This window comes from Cupriavidus sp. HPC(L) (genome assembly GCF_000307735.3).
In the GTDB taxonomy this organism is placed as follows: Bacteria; Pseudomonadota; Gammaproteobacteria; order Burkholderiales; family Burkholderiaceae; genus Cupriavidus.
Genome location: NZ_AMPR02000029.1, coordinates 1 through 13,560 on the forward strand (window position 1 = coordinate 1; position 13,560 = coordinate 13,560).

At 69.8% G+C, this 13,560-nt stretch carries 12 protein-coding genes and 1 pseudogene; 10 read left to right on the forward strand and 3 right to left on the reverse strand.

Going from position 1 to position 13,560, the window contains the following annotated elements; genetic code table 11:
• Window positions 1-502 (reverse strand): hypothetical protein (locus B551_RS03000; protein ID WP_043437085.1); only part of this gene is annotated, 502 nt, incomplete at its 3' end.
• Window positions 503-834: 332 nt separating this feature from the next.
• On the opposite strand from B551_RS03000, the gene B551_RS03005 reads away from it, so the two are divergent.
• From B551_RS03005 to B551_RS03025, 5 genes are all read left to right on the forward strand, one after another.
• On the forward strand, window positions 835-1,347 hold the full coding sequence (locus tag B551_RS03005) for a cupin domain-containing protein (RefSeq protein ID WP_006578823.1): 513 nt from the start codon (window positions 835-837) through the stop codon (window positions 1,345-1,347).
• 420 nt (window positions 1,348-1,767) lie between these two features.
• Window positions 1,768-3,078, forward strand: coding sequence for a dicarboxylate/amino acid:cation symporter (locus B551_RS03010; RefSeq protein ID WP_006577958.1), 1,311 nt, complete (start codon window positions 1,768-1,770; stop codon window positions 3,076-3,078).
• Between the two features lie 235 nt (window positions 3,079-3,313).
• Window positions 3,314-5,176: an ATP-binding protein gene (locus tag B551_RS03015; RefSeq protein WP_006577957.1), complete on the forward strand. Its 1,863-nt coding sequence runs from the start codon at window positions 3,314-3,316 to the stop codon at window positions 5,174-5,176.
• Window positions 5,157-6,485, forward strand: a complete 1,329-nt coding sequence (locus B551_RS03020) for a sigma-54 dependent transcriptional regulator (protein ID WP_006577956.1) — start codon at window positions 5,157-5,159, stop codon at window positions 6,483-6,485. Before B551_RS03015 ends, B551_RS03020 begins: the two co-directional genes overlap by 20 nt.
• A gap of 196 nt (window positions 6,486-6,681) precedes the next feature.
• Window positions 6,682-7,053, forward strand: a complete 372-nt coding sequence (locus B551_RS03025) for a hypothetical protein (protein WP_052511248.1) — start codon at window positions 6,682-6,684, stop codon at window positions 7,051-7,053.
• A gap of 112 nt (window positions 7,054-7,165) precedes the next feature.
• Here the strand turns inward: B551_RS03025 and B551_RS03030 are convergent, their stop codons facing one another.
• Complete coding sequence (locus B551_RS03030) at window positions 7,166-8,245, reverse strand: ornithine cyclodeaminase (RefSeq protein WP_006577954.1); 1,080 nt, start codon at window positions 8,243-8,245, stop codon at window positions 7,166-7,168.
• Between the two features lie 42 nt (window positions 8,246-8,287).
• Window positions 8,288-9,208, reverse strand: coding sequence for a dimethylarginine dimethylaminohydrolase family protein (locus tag B551_RS03035; protein ID WP_006577953.1), 921 nt, complete (start codon window positions 9,206-9,208; stop codon window positions 8,288-8,290).
• Between the two features lie 175 nt (window positions 9,209-9,383).
• Here B551_RS03035 and B551_RS03040 point away from each other — a divergent pair, with 175 nt between their 5' ends.
• The 5 genes and pseudogenes from B551_RS03040 to B551_RS03060 all read left to right on the forward strand — a co-directional run.
• Window positions 9,384-9,806: an Lrp/AsnC family transcriptional regulator gene (locus B551_RS03040; RefSeq protein WP_006577952.1), complete on the forward strand. Its 423-nt coding sequence runs from the start codon at window positions 9,384-9,386 to the stop codon at window positions 9,804-9,806.
• 230 nt (window positions 9,807-10,036) lie between these two features.
• The gene (locus B551_RS03045; RefSeq protein ID WP_043437098.1) at window positions 10,037-10,696 is read left to right on the forward strand and encodes a paraquat-inducible protein A; all 660 of its coding nucleotides are present in this window, start codon (window positions 10,037-10,039) and stop codon (window positions 10,694-10,696) included.
• Complete coding sequence (locus B551_RS03050) at window positions 10,693-11,496, forward strand: paraquat-inducible protein A (RefSeq protein WP_006577950.1); 804 nt, start codon at window positions 10,693-10,695, stop codon at window positions 11,494-11,496. Before B551_RS03045 ends, B551_RS03050 begins: the two co-directional genes overlap by 4 nt.
• Before the next feature lie 114 nt (window positions 11,497-11,610).
• Window positions 11,611-13,260 (forward strand): intermembrane transport protein PqiB, encoded by a 1,650-nt coding sequence (locus B551_RS03055; RefSeq protein ID WP_006577949.1) that lies wholly within the window; start codon window positions 11,611-11,613, stop codon window positions 13,258-13,260.
• Window positions 13,257-13,560 (forward strand): annotated as a pseudogene (locus tag B551_RS03060) (ABC-type transport auxiliary lipoprotein family protein); the annotation flags it as partial. The gene B551_RS03055 and the pseudogene B551_RS03060, both read left to right, overlap by 4 nt.

Consider the following 13,560-nt stretch of genomic DNA (forward strand, 5'->3'; position numbering starts at 1 on the left):
GCTCGGCCGGCAGCGCCGCCTCGGTGCGCGATGCCAGCCGCCGGCGCAACGCCGCCTCGCACAGCTGGTGATCGGCCGCGCTGTCTCGCAGGCGCGCGTCCAGGCGCCCGCGCTTGGCGACCGCCCCGCGGAATCGTCCAAACGCCACGGCGATCTCCACCGCCGCCAGCAACGGCATTGCGGCGCCGATCTTGAAGCTCAGCGTGGCGAAGAAACCGGGGGGCACGCCGTCGCGCAGCATCGCGGGCAGTTGCGCGGCGCGCGCCGAGGTCAACGCGACCGCCACGGCGTCCCAGCACACATAGAGCGCGGCCTCGAGTTTGCCGAGCCGGGAAAACGGCCGCTTGGCCTTGTGCGCGGTGATGCGGCACACCACACCGCCGAGCACCGCGGCGTCGGCGCCGACCTTGCCGACTGGCGGGGACGGCGGCAGCGGGCCCTGCCGCCAGGGCGTCGTCAGCGGTGAACCCGCAAAGGAGGATGCAAAACCGGTTGGAGGCATGATGGTCTTCCCCGCAACGGTCGCCGGCGTCGGCGGGCGACACGTCGCAAATACACTGCAGACACAAGACCGACGCACCGCATGGTGCGGCGCACTATCGAATTCGGGATGGCGGGAATGTACGACGTGTGCAACTGCAAAAGTCACGCGGAATGCGTGCTTCTTTAGTTTCCGGGCAAGCGAATCGGAAGAACCTCGGCTCGATCTTGGTCCGCAAAGGCGGGATGGCATCGTGCGTGAACGCACAGAGACCGGGTATGCGGCCTGGCTACGCTGGGCCAACGCCCGTCCCGGACGCTTTCGCGCTACCGCAACAGACAGGAGACCGCGCCATGCCGCCACGCAGGTCCGCCCCCGCGCACGACGCGCGCACCGAAGGCGTGTTCAGCCGCGTCGACGCGATGACGCTGGAGGACTGCCCGATCGAACCGGACTGGGTGCGCGCCGGCCAGCCGCACGCGCGCGCCGCGACGCATGCGATGGCACGCGACGGACTGGCGTCCACGCATCTGTGGGAGTGCAGCGCCGGGGCCTTCGCCTGGCGCTTCAGCGTCGAGGAGACCGTGCTGATCCTCGACGGCGAGGTGCGCGTGACCAGCCCCGGCGGACAGGTCCGCACGCTGCGCGCCGGCGACGTCGGACATTTCCCGGCGCATACGACCTGGCTGTGGGAGGTCGACGGCCATGTGCGCAAGATCGCCTTCTGCCGGCGCGAGGTACCGTGGCCGCTGCGGTTGGCGACGCGGGCGCTCGATCGGCTGCTGGAACGGGCACGCGCGCTCAGACCCGCCGGCGGCGCGTGGCGGCGCGCAGGCGGCGACGCCGGCATGTCCTCGGCCCCGTGACCATCGGGATCGGCTGACGCGCCGTTCGGAAATCCGAACACGCCGACGGCACGCGCACCCGGAAATCCGAACGCTGTCGCCGAAGCACCAAACTTTTTCCTTTCGTTTCAAGCACTTGCACGGCACCTTCCGCCTTCGCAAGCTGGCACGCCTCGTGCGAACTAGGGCCCCCATCAATAGCGCCGCCGCCCCCCGGCTGCGCCAGAACGATGGAGGAAACGACATGGCTGCCCCCACCCCGCCTGCCTGGCCCACACAGCGTTCCCGACCGCGTCCGCGCCCGCTGCCCTGAAGCGGGCGCGCGTCGCCGCGCGGGCGCCTCGGCGTCCGTCGACCTGTGCGGGGCGGTGCGCCGCCTTGCGCGTCTTTCGTTTCCCAAGCTGTCCGGCCCCGTGCCGGACGCCTCAGGTTTGAATCACGATGAAACTGAACCGACTGCCTACCCTGATCCTGTTCGCCATGCTGCTCGGCCTGCTGGCCGGCACCGCCGCGCACCACCTGGCGCCCGACGCCGCCGCGGCCAAATCGATCGCCGGCCATCTGTCGATCCTGACTGACGTGTTCCTGCGGATGATCAAGATGATCATCGGCCCGCTGGTGTTCGCCACGCTGGTCAGCGGCATCGCCAGCATGGGCGACGGCAAGGCGGTGGGCCGGATCGGCATGAAGGCGATGGGCTGGTTCGTGATCGCCTCGGTGACCTCGCTGCTGCTCGGGCTGGTCATGGCCAACCTGCTGACGCCGGGCCATGGCATGAACCTGCCGCTGCCGCCCGCCGACGCCACCTCGAACCTGAAGACCGGCGCGCTGAACCTGCGCGACTTCGTCACCCACATGTTCCCGAAGAGCATCGCCGAGGCGATGGCGAACAACGAGATCCTGCAGATCGTGGTGTTCTCGCTGTTCTTCGGCTTCGCGCTGGGCGCCGTCAAGGACGGTCCCGGCAAGCCGCTGCTGGCGGCGATCGAGGGCCTGGCCAAGGTGATGCTGAAGGTCACCAACTATGTGATGGCGTTCGCCCCGGTCGGCGTGTTCGGCGCCATCGCCGCGGTGATCACCGCCGAAGGCCTGGGCGTGCTGACGGTCTACGCCAAGCTGCTGGGCAGCCTGTATCTGGCGCTGGCGCTGCTGTGGGTCGCGCTGATCTTCGGCGGCTATCTGTTCCTCGGCCGCGACGTGTTCCGCCTGCTGAAGACGCTGCGCGCGCCGCTGATGATCGGCTTCGCCACCGCCAGCAGCGAGTCGGCCTATCCGAAGGTGATCGACCAGCTGACCCGCTTCGGCGTCAAGGAGCGCATCACCAATTTCGTGCTGCCGCTCGGCTACTCGTTCAACCTCGACGGCTCGATCATGTACACCTCGTTCGCGGCGCTGTTCGTCGCGCAGGTCTACGGCATCGAGCTGACGCTGACCCAGCAGATCACGATGCTGCTGGTGCTGCTGGTCACCAGCAAGGGCATCGCCGGCGTGCCGCGCGCCTCGCTGGTGGTGGTCGCCGCCGTGCTGCCGATGTTCGGCCTGCCGGAGGCCGGCATCCTGCTGGTGCTGGGCATCGACCATGTCCTCGATATGGGCCGTACCGTCACCAACGTGCTCGGTAACGCCATTGCCACGACCGTCGTCGCCAAAAGCGAAGGCGCGATCGGCGCGCCGGTGCCGGAAGAAGCGGACGACACCGCTGACGACGGCGCTACCGACCTGGCACCCGTCCAGGTCCTCGCAAGCAAGTAGCCTCCCTGCCTGCTCCACGGGGCGTGCCAGGGGCCCGACCGCCAATCCGGCGGCCGGGCCTTTTTCTTTGGCGATGGCATTCCCGAGCTGGCTCACCGGGTGTGATAAAAGGAAGCGCATGCAGACAACCGCAATGCCGAATCGCCAGTCCTCCGTCGTGTCGTCTTCGTCCCCTTCCGCCCCTTCCCGACCGGCCCGATCTCCGCACCATCGCCCGCCCCGCCGCCAGCGCGGCATGGCGGCCGCCGCGCAGCTGCTTGCGCTGCTGGCGCTGGCAGGGCTGGTCGGCCTGGCCGGCTGGCTGGGCTACCTCTATACGTTCGACGCCGCGCTGGCCCGCCAGGCAGAGCGCGGCCAGGTGCAGCTGCGGCTGTACGGTCAGGCGCTGTCGAGCGAACTGGCGCGCTACGACTTCGTGCCGAGCCTGCTGTCGCTGGACGACGAAATCAGCGCGCTGCTGGCCCGCCCCGACGATCCGGCCCGCGTCGCCGCGGCCAATGCGCACCTGGCCGCGGTCAATGCGCGCGCCGGCACGCTGGCGGTGTTCGTGCTCGACCGACAGGGGCGCGTGCGCGCCACCAGCAACTGGCAGCGCCCCGACAGCTACCTGGACGAGGACCTGAGCTTCCGCCCCTACTTCCAGGCCGCGATCGACGGCCAGCTCGGCCGCTTCTACGGCGTCGGCACCACGCGCGATGAATCGGGCTACTACCTGTCGGCGCCATTGGGCAATGGCAACGGCCAGCGCCCCGGCGGCGTCGCCGTGGTCAAGGTCGGGCTCGAGCCGCTGGAGCAGCGCTGGCAGAGCGCCGACATGCAGATGCTGCTGTCCGACGAGAACGGCGTCGTGATCCTCGCTTCCGAGCCGTCGTGGAAACTGCGCGCCCGCCGCGAGCTGAGCGCCGCGCAGCGCGAGCGGCTGAACCGCAGCCTGCAGTACAACCGCGCGCCGCTGGCGCCGCTCGAGTTCACCCGCGTGCGCGCGATGAACAACGGCGACGCGCTGGTGCGCATGCGCCGCGGCCCGTCGATGCTCGAACAGAACGCGATGCTGCCCGGCACCGAATGGCAGCTGACGCTGCTGACCGATACCTCGCAGGCGCGCATGGCGGCGCTGAACACCGCGGCGCTGTGCGGCGTGCTGACCGCCTTCGTGCTGCTGCTCGGCGCCGCCTGGAACGTGCGCCGGCGCATCGTCAGCGAGCGGCTGGCCGCGCGCGCCGCGCTCGAGGCCGCCAACAGCGAGCTCGAACGCAAGGTCGCCGAGCGGACCGCCGACCTGACCAGCGCCAACCATCTGCTGCAGACCGAGATCGCCGAACGGATCCGCACCGAGCGCGAGTTGCGCCAGGCGCAGGACGGCCTGCTGCAGGCCGGCAAGCTGGCCGCGGTCGGACAGATGTCGACCGGCATCGCGCACGAGCTGAACCAGCCGCTGGCCGCGCTGCGCACGCTGTCGGGCAATACGCAGAAATTCCTCGCGCGCGGCGACCTGGCCACGGCCCAGGACAACCTCGGCACCATCATCGGCCTGGTCGAGAAGATGGGCCGCATCACCGGCGCGCTGAAGTCGTTCGCCCGCAAGCCGGGCCGCAACGGCAAGGGCAGCGCGCTGCTGGCCGATGCGGTGGACAACGCGCTGTTCCTGCTGGAGACGCGCGTGCAGGCGGTGCGGCCCGAGATCGTTCGCGATGTCGACCGCACGCTCGCGGTCGCCTGCGACCCCAACCGGCTCGAGCAGGTGCTGGTCAATCTGATCGGCAACGCGCTCGACGCGATGGCGGCCGGTCCGGCGCAACGGCCGCAGCCGCCGCGGCTCGAACTGCGCGCGGCCGTGGCCGAAGGCATGGTCCGATGCACCATTCGCGACAATGGTCCCGGCCTGTCCGAGGAAGCGTTCGCGCGGCTGTTCGAACCGTTCTTCACGACCAAGCCGGCCGGACAGGGCCTGGGCCTTGGCCTGACGCTGTCGGCCGGCATCCTCGACGAATACGGCGGCACGCTGGTCGCCAGCAATCATCCCGACGGCGGCGCCTGCTTCACGATGGTGCTGCCGATGGCCGGCAAGGAGACGCACGATGGCGCCCAAACTCAATGACCTGTCGGTGCTGATCGTCGAGGACGACCCCGACGTCCGGCTCGGCTGCGAACAGGCGCTGCGCCTCGAAGGCATCGCCACGCGCGCCGTCGGCACCGCCGAGGCCGCGCTGCAGGCGGTGGCCCCGCACTTCCCCGGCATCGTCGTCAGCGACATCCGCCTGCCCGGCATCGACGGCATGGCGCTGCTGACGCAGCTGAAGGCGCGCGATGCCGCGCTGCCGGTGATGATGATCACCGGCCATGGCGACGTCGGCCTGGCGGTGCAGGCGATGAAGCAAGGCGCCTACGACTTCCTGGAGAAGCCCTTTGCCCCCGAGCGGCTGGTCGAGGTCGCGCGCCGCGCGCTCGAACAGCGCCGGCTCGCGCTCGAGGTCGCCGAACTGCGCGACCGGCTGGCGGGCCGCGAACGGCTCGAGGCGCGGCTGATCGGCGTGTCGCCGGCGATGGAGCGGCTGCGCCGGCTGATCGCGGATCTCGCCGACACCAGCGCCAACGTGCTGATCCACGGCGAGACCGGCACCGGCAAGGAACTGGTGGCGCGCTGCCTGCACGACGCCAGCACCCGCCACGCGCGCAACTTCGTGCCGATCAATTGCGGCGGACTGCCCGAGCAGCTGTTCGAGAGCGAGATCTTCGGGCACGAGGCCGGCTCCTTCACCGGCGCGGCCAAGCGCCGCATCGGCAAGATCGAACACGCCGAGGGCGGCACGCTGTTCCTCGACGAGATCGAGAGCATGCCGATGTCGATGCAGATCAAGCTGCTGCGCGTGCTGCAGGAGCGCGTGGTCGAGCGGCTCGGCTCCAACACGCCGGTGCCGGTCGACGCCCGCGTGGTGGCGGCGACCAAGGCCGACCTGAAGGCGCTGTCCGACGCCGGCCAGTTCCGCGCCGACCTCTACTACCGGCTCAACGTGATCACGCTGGAACTGCCGCCGCTGCGCGAACGGCGCGAGGACGTGCCGCTGCTGTTCGACCACTTCGTCGCGCAGGCGGCGCTGCGCTTCGAGCGCGATGCGCGGCCGGCCTCCCCCGCCGAATTGGCGCGGCTGGTCGCCTATCCGTGGCCGGGCAACGTGCGCGAGCTGCGCAATCTCGCCGAGCGGCATGTGCTGGGACTGGGCTGCAATCCCGAACAGGGCACGGAAGAGCCGGCGCTGTTGCCGCTGGCGCAGGCGGTGGAGCAGTTCGAGCGGGCGCTGATTGCCGATGCGCTGCGCCGGCATGAAGGGAACCTGAGCCGGGCCAGCGAGGCGCTGGGCGTGGCCAAGACGACGCTGTTCGACAAGGTCAGGAAGTACGGGCTGTAGGCGAAGGCAGCGGGGCCGTGCCGGCGCCCTGCCGGGCCGGTTCCGGCCCCGCTGCCTCTGTCCGCTAGCGAACAGAGCAGCGCCCGCCGCAACGGGGATACTCAGCGCAAAGCGCCGCGGCCACGATTCGCGGCACGATGCCCGGAGCGGCCGCACGGCGGCCGGCCCGGCCCGTTCCCTGCCAGGAAGCCCCGCGATGAAGCCCGATCCCAGATCCTGCGCCGGCATGTCGAGCCACCGGTCGCCGTTCGAGAGGACCGTGCTGACGCGCGGCAAGGCGACCCTGATCACCTATATGGGCGCCGGCGATTCGCACCCGACGCTGGTGCTGTGCCAGGTCGAGCGCCTGCGCGAAAGCGACCTCGAGCCGCTCGAGAAGCTGCAGTCGTTCTGCACCGCGCGCCATGTGCTGTTCGCCGTCGTTGCGCCCGACGAGGCGGCGCGCGGCATGGCCGAGACCTTGCAGCGCTGGGGCATCATGGTGTTCCTGAAGGCGCCGACCGACGACGAAGTCGAGGCCTTCGTCCGGGTGCAGCGATTGATGCGCCATCCGGCGGTGTGGGTGTAGCCCCCCGGTTTCTATTGGGTCGTTCCCGCGCAGGCGGGAACCCAGTGTCTCTGAACGCCGCTGGATCCCCGCGTACGCGGGGACGACAGGTTTGCGTCTACGAACGATGGCGTCACGCCGCTACCCGGCGCGCGCCGCGCTGCATTTCGTCCTGCCGCATCAGCCAGCCATACAGATCGCGGGTATCGTCGGGCGTGGCGACCAGCTCCACGAAGCGCCCCGCATGGCGTGCACAGGCGGCGGCATGGAGCCAGCGCAGCGTCGAATAGTCTTCCAGCGCGAAGCCGACCGAATCGAACAGCGTGACATCCTCGACCGTGGTGCGGCCGGGGACCTCGCCGCTCAAAATCCGCCACAGTTCGATGACCGGGAAATCGGCCGGCATCTGCTGGATCTCGCCTTCGAGCCGCGACTGCGGCTCGTACTCGACCGCAACGCGCGCGCGCCGCAGCAGGGCCGGGGCCAGCTCAGTCTTGCCGGGGCAGTCGCCGCCGACCGCGTTGATATGGATGCCCGGCGCGATCTGCTCGTCGCGCAGGATCGTCGCGCGGGTCTTGTCGGCGGTCACGGTGGAGACGATGTGCGCGCCGGCCAGTGCCTCGTCGACCGACGCCACCGGCAGGATGTGCAGCGCGCCGCTATCGCTCAGGCCCGCCAGGTTGCGCCGCAGCTTGGCGGTCGCCGCCGGGTCGACATCGTAGGCGCGGATCTCGCGCACGCCCAGCATCGCGTGGAAGGCCAGCACCTGGAATTCGGCCTGCGCGCCATTGCCGATCAGCGCCATCGTCGTGGTGCCGTGCGGGGCCATGGCCCTGGCCGCCACCGCCGAGGTCGCCGCGGTGCGCAGCGCGGTGGCGAGCGTCATGTCGGCCAGCAGCACCGGAAAACCGGTCGACACCTCGGCCAGCGCGCCGAACGCCATCACGGTCGGCATCGCGTGCGCGGCGTTGCGCGGATGGCCGTTGACGTATTTGAACGCGTACTGCTCGCCATCAGTGACCGGCATCAGCTCGATCACGCCGACCGGGGAATGACTGGCCAGCCGGGCGGACTTCTCGAAGCGCTGCCAGCGCAGGAAGTCCTGCCGCACGTGTTCGGCCAGTTGCCGCAGTGCGGTCGGCACGCCGATGCTGCGCACCAGGGCCGCGACTGCCGTCGCGTCCAGGAAGCGGGTCATCGCGGTTTCCTTCATCGTCGTCTCCTCGTCGGTATGCTCTGAAGCGGTGTGCGTGCGTCAGGCTGCGGCGACCGTGGCCTGCCCGCCCGCTGCTTCGTCGCCGGCTACGCCGCTCCCTTGCTGCAGTCCACTGCTGCGATCGAGCCGCAGCGTCATGCAATAGGCGCCACCGCCCGACAGCATGAACGGCGCGAGATCGACCTCCTGCACGCGATAGCCGCGCTTGCCCAGCGCATCGCGCAGCCGCGGCGTGGTGCGCGCCATCACGATGCGGTCGTGCAGATTGACCGCATTGACGCTGAAGTGCCGCAGATCGTCGGCGCTCGCCTCGATGCGCTGGCTGGCCGGCAGGCGCGCGTGCAGCTCGCGCAGCGAGGCCTCGGTGAAGGCCGGCGGGTAGTACAGGATCTCGCCGCCGGCCAGCGGGCAGAAGCAGACGTCCAGGTGGTAGCTCTGCGCGGTGGCCAGTTCCAGCGCGACGACCTCGCGGCCGAAGTACGCGCTCACCGCGTCGGCCGCGCAGCGCGCCGAACGCTGGCCGAAGCCGGCCCAGAAGTGGCCGCGCACCGCGTCCCAGATGCAATCGCCCGCACCCTCCTGGTAGCAGCCGTCGGCCAGCGCCGCGACCTCGTCGAGCAGGCCGCGCTCGCGCAGCCCGGCAAAGATCCGCGCGAACGGCGCCTCCTCGCCCTGCCGCTGCGGATAGCGGAAGCGCGCCAGCAGCGCGCGGCCGTCGAGCACCACCGCGGCATTGGCAGGGAACACCATGTCGGGCAGGCCGGGCTCGCCGGCCACGACCTCGACCGCGAAGCCGGCCGCATGCAGCGCGTCGCCGAGCTCGGCGAAGGCCCGCAGCGCGCCGCGATGCATGCCATGCGGATCGGCGGCCCAGCGCAGCGGGTCCATCCATGGATTGATGCTGTACGACACGTCGTAGTGGGTCGGCTCGACGAGCAGGATGGTGGGTTCGGTGATCACGCCGGCGCTCCTTCCATTTCGGGTTGTTGTCAGTTGTTGTCGGAATGGATTGTGGTGCACATGGACGCCAGCGGATAGCGCACAAAATGCGCAAAAAGCGCGGTGACCATGACAGAATGCCGGCACGGGCTGGCGTTATGCCAACTCCCTTTTTCCGCACCAACAGCGAGCCGCCATGGACGACATCGACCGCCAGTTGCTGGCGCTGCTGCGCGACAATGCGCGCACCCCGACCACCGCGCTGGCCAAGGCGCTGCGGCTGTCGCGCGCGACCGTGCAGAACCGGATCGACAAGCTGCAGGAGGCTGGCGTGATCGTCGGCTATACCGTGCGGCTCAAGCCCGAGGCGGAGCCGCATCGCATCCGCGCGCTGACGACGATTGCGGTGGAAGGCAACCGCATCGGCAAGGTGCTGCAGGCGCTGCGGGGCGAGCCGAACGTGCAGACGGTGCATACGACCAACGGGCGCTGGGACATCATCGCGGAGCTGCGCGCCGACACGCTGGAGGCCTTCGACCGGACGCTGGACCGGATCCGGCTGATCGACGGGATCGCGGCGACGGAGACGAGCATCCTGCTGTCGACGTACAAGCTGTGAGGGCGGTCGAAGGTGGATGGGCTGGCGATTGGAGCTGCCCTCTCCCCCGTGATGGGCGGAGGAACAAGGATGGAAGAAGGAAAGCACCGTCCGACATTCGACAGCGATGTACGGCGCCGTGATTCCAAAGCCACATTTCGAAATTCCGATATATTGACGTGTTTCCCGCCCACGAGGCGGGCAGTGGGAGATCTGTTCGAATGACGTCCGGCAATCCGGTTGAGAAGTCGATGGAGCGGGTCCCGCCGGGCCCTGCCGTCACCGACCGCGCGGAGCTGGACCGGCTGGTGGCCTGCGAACATTGCGATGCGGTCTACCGCCGCATGGTGCTCGGCCCCGGCGAGCGCGCGCAGTGCCTGCGCTGCGGCGGCGAGCTGTACCACGAGAGCCGGCGCGCCTATCGGCGGCTGCTGCCGCTGGTGCTGACCGCGCTGATCCTGTTCGTCGTATCCAACGCCTATCCGATCGTCGAGATGGACCTGCAGGGCGTGCGCACCCAGACCACGCTGTGGGGCGCGGTGCAGGCGCTGCATGCCGACAACATGACGCTGGTGGCACTGCTGGTGTTCGCCACCACCATCGTGTTCCCGCTGACCGAGATGCTGATGATGGCCTATCTGCTGGTCCCGCTGATGCGCGGCACCGTCCCCCCGGGCTTCGAACGGATCATGCGCGGCATCCGCCAGACCCGCCCTTGGGGCATGCTCGAGGTCTTCATGATGGGCGTGCTGGTCACGCTGGTGAAGCTGTCGACGATGGCCCAGGTGCTGCCCGGCGTCGCGCTGTGGTCGTTCGGCGCGCTGGTGATCGTGCTGGCGACGATGCTGACCTACGATCCGCGCGACCTGTGGCGCCACGCCGAGCGGCGCCAGGAGGCCGGCCAGCGATGAACCCAGCCGATCCCAAACCCTCGGCGCGCCAGCGCGCGCTGCGCCGCTCGCGCGAGGTGGTCGCCGGCGTGGTGCACGAGCTGGCCGACGACGACGAGCGCACGCCGCTGCCGGAGGTGCCCACCGCGACGTCGATGGGCCTGCTGTCCTGCCATGCCTGCGACGCGCTCAGTCCGCTCGACCAGGAAGGCGAGCCGTGCCGCCGCTGCGGCGCGACGCTGCACCATCGCAAGCCGGCCAGCCTGTCGCGGACTTGGGCCTTTCTGCTGGCGGCCTACATTCTGTACATTCCGGCCAACGTGCTGCCGATCATGATCACCCGCTCGATCCTCGGCACGCAGGAGGACACGATCCTGTCGGGGATCATCTATCTGTGGGTGTCGGGCTCGCGCATGCTCGCCATCGTGGTGCTGATCGCCAGCATCGTGGTGCCGCTGCTGAAGATGATGATCCTGACCTTCCTGCTGCTGTCGGTGCATCTGCGCTCGACCTGGCGGCTGCGGCAGCAGACGAAGCTGTACGGTCTGGTCGAGCTGATCGGCCGCTGGTCGATGCTCGATATCTTCGTGGTGGCGCTGCTGGCCGCGCTGGTGCGCGCGGGCGCGCTGGCGCAGGTCGACCCGGGCACCGGCGCGGCGGCGTTCGGCATGGTGGTGGTGCTGACCATGCTGGCCTCGCTGTCGTTCGACCCGCGGCTGCTGTGGGATGCGCACGACCACGTGGACGGTCACGCGAACGACCACGGGGAAGGAGAGGTGCCCGGCGGTGCGGCCCCTGCTGCGGCACGGGCGAACCACTAAGCCGCCGAGACGGCTACCGAATACCGGCACCGATCCGAACACCGAACCGATCACCGAACTGATCACCGAACCGATCACCCATACCGAACACCGACGTACGCTGGACTTTTTTCGATGCCCGATCCGGACAACCTTTCCTCCTCCCCTCCTCCGCCGCAGCCGCCGCAGCCCCGGGAGCCGGCGCGCCGGCGCCGCGCGCGCTGGCTGCCGTCGGTGGTCTGGCTGATCCCCATCGTCGCCGCCGTGGTCGGGCTGTCGCTGCTGTTCCATACGCTGTCGCAGCGCGGCCCCGAGATCCAGGTGACCTTCCGCACCGCCGAGGGGCTGGCCCCGGGCAAGACGCCGGTGCGCTACAAGGACGTCGATATCGGCCTGGTCAAGCAGGTACGGCTGGCGCCGGACCGCTCGCATGTTGTCGCGACCATCGACCTGTCCAAGGACGCGGAGAACTTCGCGGTCAAGGACACGCGCTTCTGGGTGGTGCGCCCGCGGCTGGCCGTCAGCGGCGTGTCGGGACTGGAGACGCTGCTGTCCGGCTCCTATGTCGGCGTCGATGCCGGCAAGTCCGAGGAAACCCAGCGCGAGTTCGTCGGCCTGGAAACCCCGCCGGTCGTCACGACCGACTCGTCGGGCAAGCAGTTCGTGCTGCGCGCCGCCGACCTCGGCTCGCTCGACATCGGTTCGCCGGTCTACTACCGGCGCGTGCAGGTCGGCCAGGTGGTCGCCTACCAGCTGGAACCGGCCGGTCGCGACATCACGCTGCGGGTCTTCATCAACAAGCCCTACGACGAACTGGTCACCGCGGACACGCGCTTCTGGCATGCCAGCGGCGTCGACCTGAAGCTCGATGCAGGCGGCTTCAAGCTCAATACGCAGTCGCTGGTGACGATGCTGCTCGGCGGGGTCGCCTTCCAGGCGCCGCCCAATTCGTACGTGACCGAGGCCGCCAAGGAGAACACGCAGTTCCTGCTGGCCGGCGACCAGGCCGACGCGATGAAGGAGCCGGAGGAGCTCGCGCCGACGCTGGCGGTGTTGAACTTCGAGCAATCGGTGCGCGGCCTCGCCCCGGGCGCGCCGGTGGACTTCCGCGGCGTGGTGGTCGGCCAGGTACGGTCGATCGGCATCGACTACGTGCGCGAAACCCGGTCGTTCCGGCTGCCGGTCGTGGTCGAGCTCTATCCGTCGCGGATGGGCTTCCGCGAGCGTGACCTGGCCGACCGCGAACGCGCACGCCAGCTGATGCTGGGGCTGATCGAGCGCGGCCTGCGCGCCCAGCTGCGCACCGGCAACCTGCTGACCGGTCAGCTGTACGTGGCGCTCGACTTCTTCCCCAACGCCAAGCCGGTCAAGGCGCCGCCCGATACGGCGATCGCCGAGCTGCCGACCATGCCGGGCGCGCTCGACGAACTGCAGGCCAAGCTGGGCAGCATCGTCGGCAAGATCGAGAAGGTGCCGTTCGACCAGATCGGCCAGGATCTGCGCAAGACCGTCGCGCAGCTGAACACCACGCTGGCCAGCGCCGACAAGCTGGTCGCGCAGCTGCAGGGCGACGTCGCGCCGGAAGTGCTGGCGGCGCTGCAGGATGCGCGCCGCACGATCCAGTCGGCCAACGGCACGCTGTCGTCCGACGCGCCGCTGCAGCAGGACACGCGCCGCATGCTGCAGGAGCTGACGCGCACCGCGGTCTCGCTGCGCACGCTGACCGACTATCTCGAACGCCATCCCGAAGCGCTGCTGCGCGGCAAGACGGAGACTCAACGATGAAGGGCCCGCTAATCCTGTCCCGCCGGCTGCGCGCCGCGATGTTTGCCACGGCCTGCGCCGGCACGCTGCTGCTGGGCGGCTGCGCGTCGTCGTCGGAGCCGCGCTATTACACGCTGGCGCATGGCGCCGAGGCGGGCGCCGCACTGCCCGCCACCGCGGTGCCAGGCGCTGCCGCCTTGCCCGCAGCGGCCACCTCCACCAGCCAGCCGCTGTGGATCGAGGTCGCGCCGGCGCGCGTGCCCGAGCGGCTGAACCGCCAGCAGATCGTCATCGGCGGCGCAGACGGCCGGGTGACGCCGC